The organism is Pseudomonas sp. A1230 (assembly GCF_044218825.1).
In the GTDB taxonomy this organism is placed as follows: Bacteria; Pseudomonadota; Gammaproteobacteria; order Pseudomonadales; family Pseudomonadaceae; genus Aquipseudomonas; species Aquipseudomonas iridis.
In genome coordinates this window covers 2,529,348-2,546,922 of record NZ_CP162582.1, presented here as the reverse complement: position 1 = coordinate 2,546,922, position 17,575 = coordinate 2,529,348, and the positions used below count along the sequence as shown (strand labels likewise).

The 17,575-nt window shown below is 59.5% G+C and carries 19 protein-coding genes; 8 read left to right on the top strand and 11 right to left on the bottom strand.

Annotated elements, in window-relative coordinates:
• Positions 1–153 precede the first annotated feature (153 nt).
• Positions 154–1,758 (top strand): methyl-accepting chemotaxis protein, encoded by a 1,605-nt coding sequence (locus tag AB4P97_RS11975; protein ID WP_395602714.1) that lies wholly within the window; start codon positions 154–156, stop codon positions 1,756–1,758.
• Positions 1,759–1,871: 113 nt separating this feature from the next.
• Positions 1,872–2,075, top strand: a complete 204-nt coding sequence (locus AB4P97_RS11970) for a hypothetical protein (protein ID WP_042559582.1) — start codon at positions 1,872–1,874, stop codon at positions 2,073–2,075.
• Between the two features lie 5 nt (positions 2,076–2,080).
• Here AB4P97_RS11970 and AB4P97_RS11965 read toward each other — a convergent pair whose 3' ends face one another.
• Positions 2,081–2,317 carry a DUF2789 family protein gene (locus tag AB4P97_RS11965; RefSeq protein ID WP_042559581.1) on the bottom strand — a complete coding sequence of 79 codons (237 nt, stop codon included), beginning with the start codon at positions 2,315–2,317 and terminating at the stop codon, positions 2,081–2,083.
• Positions 2,318–2,364: 47 nt separating this feature from the next.
• Positions 2,365–2,640, bottom strand: a complete 276-nt coding sequence (locus AB4P97_RS11960; RefSeq protein ID WP_042559580.1) for a hypothetical protein — start codon at positions 2,638–2,640, stop codon at positions 2,365–2,367.
• Between the two features lie 400 nt (positions 2,641–3,040).
• Here AB4P97_RS11960 and AB4P97_RS11955 point away from each other — a divergent pair, with 400 nt between their 5' ends.
• The 3 genes from AB4P97_RS11955 (at position 3,041) to AB4P97_RS11945 (ending at position 4,861) form a co-directional block, all read left to right on the top strand.
• A complete protein-coding gene (locus tag AB4P97_RS11955; RefSeq protein ID WP_080896030.1) occupies positions 3,041–3,511 on the top strand; it encodes a hypothetical protein in 471 nt (156 codons plus the stop codon).
• An 8-nt stretch (positions 3,512–3,519) separates the two neighbouring features.
• Positions 3,520–3,717, top strand: coding sequence for a hypothetical protein (locus AB4P97_RS11950; protein WP_042562111.1), 198 nt, complete (start codon positions 3,520–3,522; stop codon positions 3,715–3,717).
• Between the two features lie 127 nt (positions 3,718–3,844).
• Positions 3,845–4,861, top strand: coding sequence for an ABC transporter substrate-binding protein (locus AB4P97_RS11945; protein WP_395602713.1), 1,017 nt, complete (start codon positions 3,845–3,847; stop codon positions 4,859–4,861).
• 125 nt (positions 4,862–4,986) lie between these two features.
• On the opposite strand, the gene AB4P97_RS11940 is transcribed toward AB4P97_RS11945, so the two are convergent.
• Positions 4,987–7,119 (bottom strand): TonB-dependent receptor, encoded by a 2,133-nt coding sequence (locus tag AB4P97_RS11940; RefSeq protein WP_395602712.1) that lies wholly within the window; start codon positions 7,117–7,119, stop codon positions 4,987–4,989.
• Positions 7,120–7,211: 92 nt separating this feature from the next.
• Positions 7,212–7,601: a DUF2946 domain-containing protein gene (locus AB4P97_RS11935; protein WP_042559576.1), complete on the bottom strand. Its 390-nt coding sequence runs from the start codon at positions 7,599–7,601 to the stop codon at positions 7,212–7,214.
• A 93-nt stretch (positions 7,602–7,694) separates the two neighbouring features.
• Between AB4P97_RS11935 and AB4P97_RS11930 the strand changes: the two genes are divergently transcribed.
• The gene (locus AB4P97_RS11930) at positions 7,695–8,135 is read left to right on the top strand and encodes a DUF3995 domain-containing protein (RefSeq protein WP_042559575.1); all 441 of its coding nucleotides are present in this window, start codon (positions 7,695–7,697) and stop codon (positions 8,133–8,135) included.
• Positions 8,136–8,206: 71 nt separating this feature from the next.
• Here the strand turns inward: AB4P97_RS11930 and AB4P97_RS11925 are convergent, their stop codons facing one another.
• From AB4P97_RS11925 to AB4P97_RS11895, 7 genes are all read right to left on the bottom strand, one after another.
• A complete protein-coding gene (locus AB4P97_RS11925; RefSeq protein ID WP_042559574.1) occupies positions 8,207–8,569 on the bottom strand; it encodes a Na+/H+ antiporter subunit G in 363 nt (120 codons plus the stop codon).
• Entirely contained in the window at positions 8,566–8,844 is a 279-nt protein-coding gene (locus AB4P97_RS11920) for a K+/H+ antiporter subunit F (RefSeq protein WP_042559573.1), read from the bottom strand. Before AB4P97_RS11920 ends, AB4P97_RS11925 begins: the two co-directional genes overlap by 4 nt.
• Positions 8,841–9,329: a Na+/H+ antiporter subunit E gene (locus AB4P97_RS11915; protein ID WP_042559572.1), complete on the bottom strand. Its 489-nt coding sequence runs from the start codon at positions 9,327–9,329 to the stop codon at positions 8,841–8,843. Before AB4P97_RS11915 ends, AB4P97_RS11920 begins: the two co-directional genes overlap by 4 nt.
• The gene (locus AB4P97_RS11910) at positions 9,326–11,005 is read right to left on the bottom strand and encodes a monovalent cation/H+ antiporter subunit D (RefSeq protein ID WP_395602711.1); all 1,680 of its coding nucleotides are present in this window, start codon (positions 11,003–11,005) and stop codon (positions 9,326–9,328) included. The genes AB4P97_RS11915 and AB4P97_RS11910 overlap by 4 nt, the downstream gene beginning before the upstream one ends.
• A complete protein-coding gene (locus tag AB4P97_RS11905; RefSeq protein ID WP_016775082.1) occupies positions 11,002–11,346 on the bottom strand; it encodes a Na+/H+ antiporter subunit C in 345 nt (114 codons plus the stop codon). Before AB4P97_RS11905 ends, AB4P97_RS11910 begins: the two co-directional genes overlap by 4 nt.
• A complete protein-coding gene (locus AB4P97_RS11900; protein WP_042559570.1) occupies positions 11,346–14,264 on the bottom strand; it encodes a monovalent cation/H+ antiporter subunit A in 2,919 nt (972 codons plus the stop codon). The genes AB4P97_RS11905 and AB4P97_RS11900 overlap by 1 nt, the downstream gene beginning before the upstream one ends.
• 218 nt (positions 14,265–14,482) lie before the next feature.
• Positions 14,483–15,421: a DMT family transporter gene (locus tag AB4P97_RS11895; RefSeq protein WP_115147341.1), complete on the bottom strand. Its 939-nt coding sequence runs from the start codon at positions 15,419–15,421 to the stop codon at positions 14,483–14,485.
• A gap of 85 nt (positions 15,422–15,506) precedes the next feature.
• Here AB4P97_RS11895 and AB4P97_RS11890 point away from each other — a divergent pair, with 85 nt between their 5' ends.
• Both AB4P97_RS11890 and AB4P97_RS11885 read left to right on the top strand, forming a co-directional pair.
• Positions 15,507–16,070, top strand: a complete 564-nt coding sequence (locus tag AB4P97_RS11890; protein WP_042559568.1) for a helix-turn-helix domain-containing protein — start codon at positions 15,507–15,509, stop codon at positions 16,068–16,070.
• Positions 16,071–17,465, top strand: coding sequence for an FAD/NAD(P)-binding protein (locus AB4P97_RS11885; RefSeq protein ID WP_395602710.1), 1,395 nt, complete (start codon positions 16,071–16,073; stop codon positions 17,463–17,465).
• Positions 17,466–17,575 lie beyond the last annotated feature (110 nt).

Here is a 17,575-nt window from a genome sequence, read left to right as displayed (position 1 = left end):
CTGAAGTCTGCGATCTTGTTTTTTTTCGTCTGCGATATTCCGGGCCGTTCCATTGACCTGCTGCAAGACATCACGACTAACGGACCATAGATAATGGCGTTGTAGTGGCGTTTAATGCAGTCACAATAATGAGAACAAGCGTGGGGTGTTGATATGACGAGAGATGGATCTCTGGTTGAGGCTTTGCCTGCACCAGTGCTTTTGCCGAAAAACCGCTGGATCGCACCGACCCTGCAAAGCATCGCCCTGATGCTGTTGTTGGCCGGCATGACGCTGGGTGAATGGTCGCTTTACATTGGCATGCCCTTGGCGGTGCTGATTGTCTGGCTGCCGCGCCTGCGCACCCGAGCCGTCCCCGATGCACCGCCTGCCGACACCGGCAGCGCCATGTCCGAACTGACCCGCGACCTTTCCTACACCACCAGCCATAACGCGTTGTCGGCGGCCGGCGTGGCGTTTTCGGTCAAGGAGCTGGCGAGCAAGCTCGAATCGCAACTCGATGCCGCAGCACGGATTGTCAGCAACGCCGAAGTGATGATCGCCACCGAGCACGCGACTTCACAGCTCAGCCGCGATGCATTTGCAGCCGCCAGCGAGGCACATCACAGCAGTGCGGCGGGGCGCACCGAACTGGTCGATTCGATTTCGCGCATGCGTCAGCTCAGCCAGCGCGCCAATGCCAGTCGTGAATTGATCGAAGCCTTGAGCCTGCGCAGCGATGACATTCAACGTGTGACGTTGGTGATCCAGTCGATTGCCAGCCAGACCAATCTTTTGGCGTTGAACGCGGCGATTGAAGCGGCGCGGGCTGGCGAGCATGGCCGCGGGTTTGCGGTGGTGGCTGATGAGGTGCGTGGGTTGGCGGCGCGGACGGCGTCGGCGACTGGCGAAGTGGGCGAGATGGTCGCCGATATTCAGCAACGCACCGCGCAAGTGGTGGAGCAGATCCGCGAGCTGTCCAGTGACTTGCACACTGGCGTCGAACAGGTCGAGCACACCGGCCAGCACCTGGAGAACATTGCTCGGCTGGCGGCCGGTGTGGAAAGTCAGGTCGGCGAAATCGCCCGTGGTGCCGAGACCAATCGTGAGCAACTCGACAGTCTGTTCAAGGCCATCGAGCAGATGCGCAGCGATCTGGCGATCAGCGATCAACAGACCCGGCGCCTCGCCGATGCGGCGGTGCAGATGGAGGGGCAGGCAGAAACCATCAGCGAACGTCTCGCCGAAGTTGGTCTGGATGACTATCACCAGCGCATCTATGATCTGGCGCGCGAAGGGGCGAGTCAGATTGCGGCGCGTTTCGAAGCAGACGTCGAGCAAGGGCGGATCAGTCTCGAAGATCTGTTTGATCGCCAGTATCAGGCGATCGTGAATACTCAACCGACCAAGTATCAAACCCGATTCGACCGTTATACCGATCAGGTTCTGCCGGCGATTCAGGAACCGTTGTTGCCGCGCCACGAGGGTCTGGTGTTCGCCATTGCCTGCACGCAGCAGGGGTATGTGCCGACGCACAATCAGGTGTTCAGCCAGGCACTGACTGGCGATGCGCAGGTCGATGCGGTCAACAACCGGACTAAGCGCAAGTTCGCCGACCGCACCGGGATTCGCTGTGGCAGCCATCAGCAACCGGTGTTGTTGCAGACCTACACCCGTGACACCGGCGAGTTGATGCACGACCTGTCGGTGCCGATCACGATAAAGGGCCGACACTGGGGCGGCTTGCGGTTGGGCTATAAACCGGAAAGTCCGCGCTGATCGATTGTTACGCTAGATGCAATGAATATGTGCACGCGCGTTGCTGTTTGCGCTGCGGCGAAGTCATTAACATGCCTGCTTAGTTAGGTAGCTAATGAATTTCGGAGGTCCGCATGCAGTGCAGGGTTGATGTTGCCGTGATGATCGGCAGTGGCGTGCCCGCCGGTTTACGCGCAATGGGGCAAAGCGTTTGCTGGGTCGTTTTGCTCAACGGTGAGCGACGTGGCACCGCGTTTGCCAGTCGCGATGAGGCCGAGGAGTGCAGGGCTGCGTGGCTCGCGCAGTTGAAGGCGGAGGTTGGCGACAGCCTGCACTGATCGGGTCACTTGCCGTCGTGCAGGCGTACGTTCAGTTCATCGAAGACAATTGCCCTGTCGTCGTCTTTGCCGATCCACTCTTCAAGTGTCTGTTTTTGAGCTTCCGTCCAGAAATGCGCATCAACCAGTTTGGTGTTGGCGTCCAGCGGATGCTTTTCGATGAAATCATCGATTTGCGTGTCCTCTGAAGGTAGACCCAACTGATCGAACAGGGTTTTCAGGTTGTATGTTTCCAGATCCATCGTGTGCTCCTTTTGCGCGCGCCGGGATGGCGTAGTCGACACTCTCTCTATCTGAGGCAGCCACTGGCCAGGAGTTCGATTTGTAATTCGAGTGAGCGGGCGAGCGCGCAAGCCTCGTTATGATCCTCGCGGAAACCTCTTACACGGCCGGTCGACTTTTCTTTAATGTGAAAGAAAGCGTTACCTGCAGGTACCACCTGAAAGCGTGGCGTCTGGTCGTTGGTTACGGATTCCGGCAGATCTTCCATACCGGTGATATGCAGGATCACAGGCGATTTGAGTCGGGCGTCAGCGGGCATGGCGAAATGAGTCAGAGTGCACATATGAAGTCCTTTTCATCAGTTGGCCGATATTTACAGGCCGTTGTGGGTAGTCTTAATGAGCATCGCTGCTCTAGAATCGCCAGTACCTGTTGACGACAGCGCTTATCTAAAGCAATTTTTCGCAAGCGATATGTCGGAAAAGAGCTTTTCTTCGTGAGAATTTTCCCTAAAGTTCGTAGTCAACTTTCTCTCATGGCGAGTGAGGATTTTTCCTTCAGGCTTTGGCGACGTTGGAGTGAGTTTCGCGAGTGACAATCCAGTAGTCTTACGAACCTCGCGTTGAACGAGCGCTCTGCTCAGTTCAGGTTTTTATTTGAGTCAATTGGCAGTGCCATCGGCCTGGCCGTTTTTTGCCGTGCGCGTTTCCCGTGTGCGGTTTTTCAGATGTGGGGATGTTTCTTTGGCAGTCAGTAATCTCGATATGCATGCTTTGTTCGTGCTGGGTGATTTGCGTGCAAAGCTGGTCAAGCAGTTCCAATCGCGTTTTGTTTACATCACCGAGCAAAGCGCGGAAGGCATTTACGTTGCCGAGATCGACACGCAAAGTGCGTTGGTAGTCGATGACAAACCTGGGCTGAAGCTCAAGGTCGGCGACCACTTCAGTGCATCGGTCTTGCCCAGCCGTGAAGGTGGCAAGATGGATATCCGTTTTCGTGAAATAAAACTCACGGTTTATGGGCTTGGCGATTACGCCTTCGTTGATAGCGCTGATGGCCATGCGATCCTGTTCAAGGAAGGTCACAGCGTGGTGACCGTGTTCGCCGCCAATGAGCAATTGCAGGAAGGCCTGACCAAGACCCTGAAAGCCGTCACTGGCAAAGCCGCGAAGTGGCGCAAGGGCGAACTGGTGACCTTCAAGGCCAGCGAGTGATCGGTGGTTTGAGTCGCGCCGATTTTCATTCTCAGAACATCGACAAGGCGCGTGATGAGGCCGGGCGATTGTTTGCCATGAAGGCCGAGTTGCAAGGCGCGTGGCTGGGATGGGTGGCCTCGCAGATCTACGCGTTGCGTCCAGCGGAATACGCCAGCATGGTCAGACGCGAGCTTCAAAGCTTGCAGGAAAAGTCTGAAAGCTAACCTCGTCTGGGGCCATGCCCTGAAAAAGCAGGAACCTCGTCTACAGTCAGTTGACTGAGTATTCAGAGGCTTGCGGTCTTCTGTAAGGCCATCCTGTCATTGCTGTGAACAGCACGAGGTGTAATGCATGAACGGATTTCGACGGTTATTGGCCGCCAGCGTGGCGACATTCGGCCTGCTGGCGTCAGCGCAATCGACGATGGCAGCACAGGCGCCGATCCATTTCGCCGACCTGAATTGGGAAAGCGGCAGCCTGATCACCGATGTCTTGCGGATCATCGTCGAGAAGGGCTACGGGTTGCCAACCGACACCTTGCCCGGCACCACCATTACCCTGGAAACCGCGCTGGCCAACAATGACATTCAGGTCATTGGCGAGGAGTGGGCCGGGCGCAGTCCGGTGTGGGTCAAGGCCGAGGCTGAAGGCAAGGTGGTGAGCCTGGGCGATACGGTCAAGGGCGCCACCGAAGGCTGGTGGGTGCCGGAATACGTGATCAAGGGTGACCCGGCCAAGGGCATCAAGCCGCTGGCGCCGGACTTGCGCAGTGTCAGTGATCTGAAGAAATACAAGGACGTGTTCAAGGACCCTGAAAACCCGAGCAAGGGGCGTTTCCTCAACAGTCCGATTGGCTGGACTTCAGAAGTGGTCAACAAGCAGAAACTCACGGCTTACGGGTTGCAGGACGACTTCACCAATTTCCGCAGTGGCTCGGGTGCCGCGCTCGACGCCGAGATCAGTTCTTCTATTCGTCGCGGTAAACCGGTGCTGTTTTATTACTGGTCGCCGACGCCGTTGCTGGGCAAGTTCAAACTGGTGCAGCTGGAAGAGCCGCAGTTTGATGCCGAGGCATGGAAAACGCTGACTGACGCCGATAATCCCAACCCGAAACCCACCCGCTCGCTGGCGTCGAAACTGTCGATTGGCGTGTCTACACCATTCCAGAAACAGTATCCGCAGATTGCCGAGTTCTTCAGCAAAGTCGATTTCCCGATTGCTGAGCTGAACAAGGCGTTGGCCGACATGAGCGAGAAGCACACCGCACCGCGTCAGGCGGCTGAAGCATTCATGAAGGCGCATCCGGATGTGTGGCAGGCGTGGTTGCCGAAGGATGTGGGGGATAAGGTTTCGGCCAGCCTGCAATAAATCCTGATGCAGATGCTGATGCTGTAGGAGCTGCCGCAGGCTGCGATCTTTTGATCTGGCCTTTGAAAGGACAAAGTCAAAAGATCGCAGCCTGCGGCAGCTCCTACAGTGAGTAGCGTTTTCGGTTAGAACCTGGTCTGCACCGCCAATTCAAAGGTGCGTGGTGTACCCAGGTAATACGCCGGCGATACATGCGCAAACTCGGCATACACCTCATTCGTCAAATTACGCACCCGACCGGTCACGGTGGTGTGCGAATCGACCTTGTAACTGAGGAAGCTCCCAAACAGCGTGTACGACGGCACGGCGAGGGTGTTGGCGCTGTCGGCAAATACCGATGCGACGTATCGCGCATCGACGCCACCTTGCCATTGCGGCGAAAAATCATAAGTCAGCCAGAGATTGCCAACCCGGTCCGGGACATTGGTGGGCGTGTTGCCCTTGCGCGAAACCACGGCGCCCGTGGCGTTTTTTTCGGTGAAATCATCGTACTGCGCGTCAACCCAGGCGAAATTGCCCTCGGCCAGCAGTCTGTCGGTAATGCGCAAGGAGCTGGCAATCTCGATCCCTTTTGACGTCTGCTGGCCCACTGCAATGCTGCGGGTCGGGTCCAGTGGATCGGTGACGGCGAAGTCCTTTCGCTCAATGGTGTAAGCCGCCACAGTCGCCGAGCCTCGCCCGTTCAGGTAGTCGAATTTGCTGCCGATTTCCCATTGCTTGCCGGTCGATACGTCGAAGTCCTGTGTGCCATTGGGTTGCTCGGCCGCGGTGCTGTATTGCACGTAGACGTTGGCCGAAGGGATGAACTGGTAAGTCAGGCCTGCACGCCCCGTGACAGGCTCCCAACTGCGCTTGAGGTGTCTTGGATTGGCGGCGGTCACTGCGCGGTGGTTGGTCACGTCGAGGTCGATGTCGTCATAACGCAGGCCGGTGAGCAGCGACAGTTTGTCGGTCAACGCCAGACGGTTTTCCACGAACAGCGCTTTGGTGGTGACCTCGTTGGTCTTGTCACTGATCAGTGCGGGGTTGGTGCCGGGAATGTCGTAGAAATATCCGGGACGATAGTGGCTCGGGTTTACCGCGCTCGCGTCTTTTATGCTGAGCGGCGAGTTGGTGGTTTGGTTGACCTTGTATTCGAAACCGCCGGACCACGTCGTATCAAGTCCCAACAAAGTGTTGTCGTGGCGCAGTTCGAACTGGTTGCCGTTCTGTTCGCCTTGGTGCCGCACCTGGTACGCCGTCGAACGATTCACTGCCGAGTTGTCGGCGTTGTATTTGTAGGTCTCGAGATTGCGGTAATCGCGTTGGCTGTCGAGGTGGTACAGCGTGTTGCGCAGGGTGGTGCTGTCGTTGATCCGGTAGTCGATGATCGACCGCACCCAGATTGTCCGCTGTTCGTAGCGGCCGTCCTCGACGTTGTAGTTGTTGAAGCGGTTGTGTTTATCAATCTTCAATTCGCCGGCCTTGGGGTTGAGTACCGGCGTGCCCCAGTACGGGCTGTCTTCGTGTTCGTCCTGATACTCCAGGGCCAGGGTATGCGACAGGTTTGGTGTGAAATCGCTGAGTATCGAAAACGCCACGCTCCAGGCATCGCGCTCCTGTCGATCGATGTAGCCATTGCTGGTGTTGTGGCTGACGTCCAGGCGCGCGTAGTGCTGCACCTCACTGCCTGGATCGGTCAGCGCATGGTTGAGGCCGAACGCGGTTTCGGTGTTGTCGTAGGTGCCGTAACTGACCCTGCCTTCAACGGCCTGTTCATCGCGGGTCGCCAGTTTGGTCACGTAGTTCAACGAACCACCGACTGAACCTGCGCCATTGATCAGCGACGACGGACCGCCCACCAACTCCACTCGGTCATAGATCCACGCATCGACAGGACGGGCGAGGCCTCCGGAAACGTTGATGCCGTTGAACATCTGCGTGATCTGGCTGCTGGTGAAGCCGCGATAGGAGATGAATCCGCCGAAGCCTGGCGGTGCGCTGGCATTGACGCCGGGCAGGGTGTTGGCGGCGTCCTGGAAGTTCAGTGCGCCGTGGCGCTCGATGTCGTTGCGATTGGCGATGGCCACCGAAGCGGGTGTGTCGCGGACGCTCAAGCCGAGTCGCGAAGCCATGCCGCTGGACTGGTCGAGGCTCAGGCCCGGTTCGCTGCCGGATTCGCCATCAATGTTGATCGGCGCCAGTTCCATGGTGGATTGCGCCCAGACGTTAACGGACAGGCAGCCGCACAGGCTCGCCAGCAAAGTGAGTTGTTTCATCATTGAATCCTGAATGCATGTCTAGGAGTCAGCGCACAGGCAAACGCCGCGCGTTGGCGCAGTGGGCCGACAAATCAAAAAGGCAGGAACACTCAGGCGAGCGGTGGGGCGCGTGGGTTGGCCGAGGGCCAGGTGAAGCGTGCGGGGAGGTCGGCACTGGCGATGGGCGCCAGGGGTGGGCTGTGTTGTTCCGGGAGGATCGCCAGGGTCAGGCTGGAGTTGAACGCCGGACCCATGCCGCCGCCGACAGAACACAGCGGACAGCCGAAGGCTTTGGACAGCGTCGGCAGTTGTTCTTCGCTGGGATTGGAGGCCAGCGGCGCTTGAGTCGCCGGGTCGACTGTACAGAACTGGCCGCCGATGCCGTTGAGCTGCATGCCGACCATTTGCCCGTGACCGATGCTGCAAGCGAACACGTTGAACAGGACGCAGCAATAGAGCATCCAGGCCAGCAGTGATCGGTCGGAACGGGAGAATTTCATGGGGCGGCACTTTACCTTACCGCTGATCGGTCGTGCACTTGAAAAAAATGCGACTAGGATGATTTGTTCAAATCCCTTTCAAGGATTTCAACCATGACCTTTGTGTTGGCTCAATGGCTGGTGACAGTGTTTGCGGTGATCAGCCTGGTGCATGTGTATTGGGCGTTGGGTGGGCAATGGGCGGCGGTGGCGGCAGTTCCGCAGGTTCCGGTGGAAGGTTTGGTGGCCACGCTACGACCGGCGTTCAAGCCATCGGGATGGCTAACGTTGTTGGTGGCGGCTGTGTTATTGGCGATTGCCGCGCTGGTGTGTCTGCGGGTCGGGTGGGGCGTGGCGCCGGTACATCACAAGGCGTTGCAGTGGGTGATCAGTGTAATTGCGCTGCTGATGTTTGCCCGGGCGATTGGTGATTCGCATCTGGTGGGGTTTTTCAAGGAGGTGAAGGGCTCACGTTTTGCGCGGCTGGATACGTGGGTTTATTCGCCGTTGTGTGCGGTGTTGGGGGCGGGGTTGTTGGCGGTGGCTTGGGTTTGAGGCTGAGCAGATTTATGTGATGACCGGGCCTGCCCGCGAAGAGGCCAGTCCCGGCACCACAAAGTCTGAATTCAGCTACCGCTTTCACTGGAGCGACTACTCACTTCCGCCGGCACATCATCTCCGGCCATGCGTTTGCGGAACAACGCCGCCCGCGCCAGTAGCAACGTGGTCACCGGGACCGTGATTGCCAGTAAAATCGGAATCAACCAGGCATGCAGCACCGGCCCGGACTTCAGCGCTGAAAAGCAAATGATCGAGGCCAGCGCCACACACCACGCTCCCAGCGTCGACGCCAGTGCCGGCGGGTGCATGCGCTGGAAGTAGTCCTTCATCCGCAGCAATCCGATTGCGCCGATCAAGGCAAACACGCCGCTGAGCACCAGCAGGATCGCCACAGGAATCTCAACCCAAAGAGACAGTTCCGCGTTCATTCGATGACCTCGCCACGCAGCAGGAATTTCGCCAGGGCAAACGAACCGACGAAGCCGAACAGCGCGATCAGCAGCGCCGCCTCAAAGTAAGTGTCACTGGAATAGCGAATGCCCAGAGTCAGCATCATCAGCATTGCAACGATGTACAGATAGTCCAGCGCCAGTACCCGATCCTGCGCCGATGGCCCTTTGAACAGACGCAACAGCGTCAGCAGCATGGCCAGACAGAATAGAAACAGCGTCAGCAGAATCGCATTCGAGAGTAATGGGCTCATTCGAAAATCTCCATCAGCGGCCGCTCGTAAGTGCTCTTGAAGTGCTCGATGAATTGCGCTTCGTCATCCAGATCCCATACGTGTACCAGCAGAATGCTGCGATCCAGCGCCAGTTCTGACCACACCGTACCGGGCACTACCGTGCAGATCATCGACAATGTCGCCAGACCATGGGCGTCTCGCAGGTCCAGCGGCACTTTGATGAAGCTCGAGCGCGGCGGGCGACGACCTGCATTCAGTACACCCCAAGCGACGATCAAGTTGGACATCACCACATCACGACCAACCAGAAGGAGCAGCCGCACGATTGTCCATGGACGGCGGATACGCACTTGCTTGGGACGCAATTTGCGCATCATCAACGGCGCAGCGAAACCAAGTATTGCGCCGAGCAGCAGGTTGCCGGGGCTGATTGACAGGTTCAGCGTCAGCCACAAGATACACAGCGCCAATGAAAGCAAAGGTGCTGGAAATACACGCTTCATGGCTGCACCTCCAACAGGGCGGCCTTGCTTTCCGGGCTCGGTACGGCGCGAGTGCCGAGCACGGCATTGACGTATTGCTGGGGATTATTCAATGCGTCAGCAGCGGCCTGGGTGTAACGCATCAGCGGCTCGGCCTTGAAGGTCAGGACGATGCTCAGCCCCAGCAGCAGGAAAATCGGCGCGCATTCGAGTTTGCGCAGCAGCGGTGACGGGCGCTCTTCTGGCGTCCAGAAGCGCTGGATGCCGAGACGCGAGAACGCCATCAACGCTGCCAGGCCAGACAGGATCAACAGCGCCAGCAGCGCCCATGCCGCGTTGGAAATCGGCGCGGCGGTGCCCAATCCCAGCGGATTGAGTAACGCGCTGATCAGGTTGAGTTTGCCGATGAAACCGGACAGCGGCGGCATGCCGATGATGAGCAGGGCGCAGGCGATAAAGCTCAAGCCGAGAAACGCCATGGTCCATGGGATGACCTGGCCGACCACGGCTTTCTGCTCGTCGTCGAGGTTGATGCCTTTGGGCGGTTGCAGGGATTCCTGTGGTCGCGGCAGCAATTCGCTTTCGTCTTCCAGTGGGATTTCGTTGGCTGAGCGCGAACGCTCGATCAACTCGGCCAGCAGGAACAGCGCACTCAACGCCAGCGTCGAACTGACCAGATAGAACAACGCCGCACCGATCAGGTTCGGCTGCGCAAAGCCGACGGCCGACAGCAGGATCCCCGCTGACACCAGAATGCTCAGGCTGGCCATGCGCTCAAGGCGTTGCGCGGCAAGAATCGCCAGCGCTGCGCAGGCCATGGTCACCATGCCGCCGTAGATCAGCCAGTCACCACCGAAGAACGCCGAGGCTCCGGCTTGGGCGGAGAACAGCAGCGTCCACAGGCGCAGCAGGGTGTACACGCCGACCTTGGTCATGATCGCGAACATCGCCGCTACCGGTGCGCTGGCCGAAGAGTAGGCCGGCACCAGCCAGAAGTTCAGCGGCCACATGCCGGCCTTGGCCAGGAACGCTACCGCGAGAATGCCTGCGCCGGCGTGCAGCAGACCTTGGTCGGCTTCCGGAACCAGCGGAATTTTCACCGCCAGATCGGCCATGTTCAGGGTGCCAGTGACGCCGTAGATCAACGCCGCGCCGATCAGAAACAGCGACGAGGCGAGCAGGTTGATCGAAATGTAATGCAGCCCGGACGAAACCCGTGCCCGGCCCGAGCCATGGAGCAAGAGGCCATAAGAGGCGGCCAGCAGCACTTCAAAGAACACGAACAGGTTGAACAGGTCAGCGGTCAGGAACGCGCCATACAAACCCATCAACTGGATCTGGAACAACGCGTGGAAGCTCGATCCCGCGCCGTCCCAACGTGCCATCGCAAACAGTAGGGCGCTGACGCCAATGACCCCGGTGAGCACCAGCATCAGCGCCGAGAGGCGATCAACCACCAGCACGATGCCGAACGGCGCCTGCCAGTTGCCCGGCAGGTATACGCCGATTGAGCCGGGCACGCCGGTGGTTTGCGTCCATTGCAGCAGCATCACTGAAATGAACAGGCCGAGGAGGCTGGAGAACAGGTTGATTTTCGCCTTCAGCGGGCGGTGCCGCTCGCCGAGCATCAGCATGATCGCGGCAGTCAGCAGCGGCAGCAGAATCGGTGCGGCGATCAGGTGAGTCATCGCCATCATTCTTTAGGCTCCCGGCCGTCGACGTGGTCGGTGCCGGTCAGGCCGCGCGAGGCGAGCAGAACGACGAGGAACAATGCGGTCATGGCGAAGCTGATGACGATTGCGGTCAATACCAGCGCCTGCGGCAGCGGATCGGTGTAGTGCAGCAAGTCCTGGGTCACGCCGTCCTTGATCACCGGCTCCTTGCCGATGAACAGGCTGCCCATGCTGAAGATGAACAGGTTGACCGCGTAGGACAGCAGGCACAGGCCCATGACCACTTGGAACGTACGTGGGCGCAGGATCAGCCAGACGCCGGAGGCGGCGAGAATGCCAATGGCGATTGCGATGACTTCTTCCATCAGACGGCTCCTTTGCTGGCAACGGCCTTGGGCAGGGACGCGTTCTTGTGACCACGTACCGATTGGTGGGCGAGAGCGGTGAGGATCAATAGCGTCGAGCCGACCACCACGCCGTACACGCCAATGTCAAAGAACAGCGCGCTGGCGATATGGATGTCACCCAGCAGCGGCAGGGTGAAATGCCAGGTGTGGGTGGTGAGGAACGGATATCCGGCCACCATCGCACCAAGCCCGGTGGCGGTGGCGAAGAGCAGCCCCGTGCCCATCCAGCGCAGTGGCCGCAGGCTCATTTGTGCCTCGACCCACTGCGTACCGGCGACCATGTATTGCAGGATGAACGCCACCGACATCACCAGCCCGGCGACAAATCCGCCGCCCGGCTGATTGTGTCCGCGCATGAACAGGTAGAACGACACCACCAGCGCAATCGGCAATAGCAGACGCACCAGCACCGCCGGCACCATCATGAAACCGAGCGCGGTGTCGCTGGCCGAACGCGGGTTGACCAGGTCGGTGACCACGTCCGGTGCCAGCAAGCGCTGCTGGGCCGGCAGTTGCAGGCTTTCTTTCGGAGGACGGAAGCGGCGCAGCAGGGCGAACACCGTCAATGCAACAGCGACCAGCACGGTAATTTCACCCAGGGTGTCGAAACCTCGGAAGTCCACCAGCATCACGTTAACCACATTGCTGCCGCCGCCCTCAGGCAGGGCGCGACTGAGGTAGAACGAGGAAATGTCATTCGGCGTCTGCCGCGTGAGCATTGCGTAGGACAGCAGCGCCATGCCGGCGCCGACCGCAATCGACAGCATCAAGTCGCGAAGACGGCGAATGCGTGCCTTGCGCAGCGTGCTCGGCAGTGGCGAAACCTCTTCGATCCGTCGTGGCAACCAGCGCAGCCCCAGCAGGATCAGCACGGTGGTCACCACTTCGACGGCCAATTGCGTCAGCGCCAGATCCGGAGCGGAGAACCAGACGAAGGTCACGCAGGTCATCAAGCCGCAGACGCTGACCATGGTCAGGGCAGCGAGACGGTGATACTTGGCCTGCCACGCGGCGCCGAGGGCGCAAGCAATCGCCAGCAGCCACAGGGTCACGAAAACGATCGAGCCCGGAATCTTCGGCCGGTCACCCCAGCTCAGGCTGCTGTGCAGCATCGGAATCAGGCCCGCGAGCACAGCCGCCAAGACCATCAGGAACAATTGCATTTGCAGGCGTCTGGTGCCGAGTCGGCGTTCAACGCGCCGGGCCATGCGCATCATCACCACAAGGCTGCGCTCGAACAGGCGCTTGCCGTTGAAGCGTCCCACCAGTGGCGGGTATTTGAAGCGGCCGTGTCTGAACTGATTACGCAGTAACAGGTAAAGCGCGATGCCACCGGACATCGCGATCAGGCTCATGATCATCGGTGCGTTCAGGCCGTGCCAGATTGCCAGGCTGTACTCCGGCAAGGTGCCGCCCACTACGGGCTGCGCGGCGGCGGCGAGCAGCGGGCCAACCACTTGTGCCGGGAAGATCCCCACGATCAGGCAGGTAAACACCAGCAACTCGACCGGTGCACGCATCCAGCGCGGCGGCTCGTGCGGGGTGTGGGGCAGGTCGGTTGCCGGTGGGCCGAAGAACACATCGACGGTGAAACGCAGGGAATAGGCGACGCTGAATGTACCGGCAATGGTTGCGACAATCGGCAGCGCGGCTTCGACCCACGCCGTGGCATTGATGAACACGGTTTCGGCGAAGAACATCTCTTTCGACAGGAAGCCGTTGAGAAGTGGCACGCCGGCCATCGAGGCGCTGGCAACCATCGCCAGCGTTGCGGTAAACGGAATCAGCTTGATCAGACCGCTGAGCTTGCGGATGTCGCGGGTGCCGCTCTCGTGGTCGATGATGCCCGCGGCCATGAACAGCGAGGCCTTGAACGTGGCGTGGTTGAGGATATGGAATACCGCGGCAACGGCGGCCAGCGGACTGTTCAGGCCCAGCAGCAACGTGATCAGGCCCAGGTGGCTGATGGTTGAGTAGGCGAGCAAGCCTTTGAGGTCGTTCTGGAACATTGCGCAATACGCGCCGAGCAACAGCGTACACGCGCCAGCGCCGCTGACGATGTAGAACCATTCTTCACTGCCGGACAGCGATGGCCATAGGCGTGCGAGCAGGAAAACCCCGGCCTTGACCATGGTCGCCGAGTGCAGATACGCCGAGACTGGCGTGGGCGCCGCCATAGCGTGGGGCAGCCAGAAGTGGAAGGGAAACTGGGCACTTTTGCTTAAGGCGCCGATGAGAATGAGGGGTAGCAGGATTGGGTAGAGGGCATGTGCGCGAATCAGATCGCCGGCGGCCAGGACCTTGTCAAGGTCATAGCTGCCGACGACATGGCCGAGGATCATGACCCCCGCCAGCAGGCATAGTCCGCCGGCGCCTGTGACCATCAGCGCCATGTAGGCGCCACGACGGGCATCGGAGCGGTGGTGCCAGTATCCGATCAGCAGGAAAGAGAAGAGGCTGGTCAGTTCCCAGAAAAACACGATCTGGATGAGGTTGCCGGAGATCACCAGGCCAAGCATGGCGCCCATGAACGCCAGGAAAAATGCGAAGAATCGCGGCACCGGATCGTCCGGTGACATGTAGTAGCGGGCATATAAAGAGACGAGTGAGCCGATCCCGAGTACCAGTATCGAGAACAGCCAGGCGAAACCGTCCATGCGCAGAACGAAGTTCAGCCCGAGACTGGGTAACCACATGAATTCTTCGCGAATGACGCCGCCATTGGCGATCTGCGGGTACAACAAAGCCACCTGGACGACGCCGATCAGAGCGACCAGACCTGCCAACAGGGATTCGGTGTTACGCGCATTGTGTGGCAGCACCGCTGCCAGACAGCTGCCAATGAATGGCAGAAGCAGTAGAACTATCAGGGACATAGGCTTCTAATCTGCGGAAGTTTGTGAAGCATCATACGTGCCAGCTCCCCGATCACCAAACGCCAGGATGTCTCAGAATCCTACAAAGTAGTCTGGATATTTGTGTTTGGCCTTGTTTCATGGGCGAAAAAAGATCGCAGCCTGCGGCAGCTCCTACAGGAAAACGCATTCCAATGTAGGGGCTGGCGAAGGCTGCGATCTTTTGATCTTCAAGATCCTCAGCGCTCAGTCTCGCGGTCAAAATCCTCCAGCACTTCCTCCGAATGCTTACCCTTGGTCTTCAACTCACTGACGATCACCGCCGCCACAATCAACCCGGCGCCCAACAGAGCAATCGCCGGCAAGCGCTCGCCAGCAAGCCGCCCTACAATCCCTGCCCATACCGGCTCACCGGCGTAGATCAGCGTCGCTCGGGTCGGCGAAACACTCTTCTGCGCCCAGTTCATCGCGACCTGAATAGCCGCACTTGCCGCGCCCAGGCCCAAAGCCGTTGCGAGCAGCAGCCAGGAAAAATCCGGAAGCGCTTCGCCAGTCGGCACCACCATCAAAAATGACAACACTGAGGTCGTTGCCAGTTGCACCACGGTCACCCGGCGTACATCCACCTGGCCGGCGTAGGTGCTGATCAAAATGATTTCAGCAGCAATGGCTACGGCGCTTATCAGTGTGGCGATTTCACCGGGGCTGAAATTCAGCGAGGCTCCGGACGGCCCCGATAACAGCATCAATCCGGTAAACGCCAGCATGATGCCAATGCTCGGCATCAAACCCGGTCGCCGCCCCAGCACCAGCCATTGCAGCAACGGCACGAACGGGACGTACAACGCAGTAATGAACGCCGACTGACTGCTTGGAATTGTCTGCAACCCGACCGTCTGCAGGCCGTAACCGAGCATGATTGCTACGCCAATGAAGGCGCCGGCCTTGAGTTCGAACAAGGTCAGCTCACGCAGGTGCCGCCACGAAAAAAGCGCGACGATGGCCGCTGCGGCGGCAAAGCGCAGGCCGACGAAGAACATCGGGCCGCTGACGGTCATCGCATGCTGCACCAGCAAAAAGGTGCCGCCCCAGATCATGGTGATCACCACCAGCACGCACTCGGCCTTGCTGAAGCGGGAGAAACGAGAGGAGGTGTCGGAGCGATTCACTGACGTCATGTCCTTGCGCACGAGAGAAAGAGCGACGCACAATGCGCCAAATGTTGCGCAGTATACTGCCCAACCCCACCGAGTGAGCAATATAGTGCACAAAGATTCCAGCCAACGCGCCTCCGTCCTGCAACACGTCAGCCAGAACGTCCGGCGCTTGCGGCACGCTGCCGACATGAGCCAGACCGCGCTGGCGGAAAAGTCCGGAGTGAGTCGGAGGATGCTGGTGGCGATCGAGGCGGGCGAAAAGAACGTCAGCCTGACCACCCTCGATCGCGTCGCCGAAGCACTCGATGTTGCCTTCAGCGATTTGATCCAGGCCCCTGACGCGCGCGATCCGAGCCGCATCAACGAAGTGGCGTGGGCCGGGAGCATCCCCGGCAGCAAAGCCGTGTTGCTGTCCAAAGCCACCGCAACCCGCGAAGTCGAGCAATGGGAATGGTGCCTGCAACCGGGCGAGGTCTATCCGTCGCAACCGGACGCCGATGGCTGGAGTGAACAGATTTATGTATTTGAGGGTTGCCTGACGTTGATGCTTGGCGATCATGCGCAGCAGATCGGCACGGGGGAGTTCTTCATGTTTGCCAGTAATCAGCCGCATGCCTATCGCAATGACGGGCCGGTGGCGGCGCGGTTTGTGCGTAATGTGGTGATTTGAATGAACCAGCACGCAGACATTCTGATCATCGGCGGTGGCCTCAGCGGCACGATGCTGGCGGTGCAGTTGTTGCGTCGGCCAGGCCAGCGCCGGATTCTGGTCATTGAGCCGCGCGCGGAACTCGGCCGTGGTGAGGCCTATAGTGCGGTGGAGTTGGGCCACACGCTCAATGGCAACGCGGCGCGGATGAGCGTCGATCCGGATAACCCGGATGACCTGACGCAATGGCTGGCCGAGCACATCGCTTCGGGCGGCTGGCCCGAGTCTGCCGAGCAACAGGTGCCGGTCAGTGAACTGTTCCCGCCGCGCGGACTGTTCGGTGTTTACGTGCAGCAGCGTTTAGCCGAAGCACGAGAGGACGGCGCGCAGCAGGGTTCGACCGTCGAGCACATCCGCGCAGAGGCCGTCGATCTGCAAATCGATACGGATTCATTGCAGCTCACCCTGGACAATGGCCAACAATTGCACGGCGCGTACGCAGTACTCGCCACCGGCATGTTCCCGGCCGCGCGCACACCGCAGACGCAATCCAGTGGTCTCAACGCCGCCGCTCTGGACCCGTGGAATGTAGCGGCCATGCGTCAGCTCGATGCGCAATCGAGCGTGCTGATCATCGGTTCCGGCCTGACCATGGTCGATGCCGTGGTATCGCTGGAGCAGGCTGGGCATCGTGGGCCGATCGAGGTGTTTTCCCGTCATGGCTTGCTGCCCCATGTTCGTCGACAACCGCCGGGCTGGGTAGATTTTCTTGCTGAAGACCACGGCATTCGTTCCCCCCGACAGTTACTGCGCGAGTTGCGACGGCATTGCCGCGACGCCATCGCACAAGGCATCGATTGGCAAGCGCCACTGGACACGGTGCGTGCACACATCGGCCGACTTTGGAGCCAGGCGACTGACGTGCAGCGTCGACAATTCGTACGTCATGTGCGGCCTTGGTGGGAAAGCCATCACCATCGTTCGCCACCGTTGAGTGCGCAGTTGGTCGAGCGTCTGCATAGCGAAGGGCGGTTGCGCATTCACGCAGCTTCGTTCAAAGGGCTTGAGCCTTGCGCGGAGGGTGGTGTGAGTATTCGCATCCGTCCGCGGGGTGAAGCGCAAACCTGCGTGGTACATGGCGCAGCGCTGATCAACTCCAGCGGTATCGAATATGACTGGCGTCGTGTGGCGCGACCGTTGCCACAGCAATTGTTGGCGCGGGGTCTGGTGCAGCCTGGGCCTTTGGCGTTAGGGATTACGGCAGCGCCTGACGGAGCTGTTGTGGACGAACACGGGCAAGCAGCGAGTCGCTTGTTCGCAATGGGCCCGCCGTTGCGCGGGATGTGGTGGGAGAGTACGGCGGTGACGGATGTGGCGTTGCAGGCGAAGGCGTTGGCGGCGCGGTTGACGGATTGAGAGAGGCTGCGGGGTTGAGGGTGAACGTTCGGCCGTCATCGCTGGCAAGCCAGCTCCCACAGGGTTTTGCGTTGAGCACAAGATCTTTGCCTGACACAAATTCCTGTAGG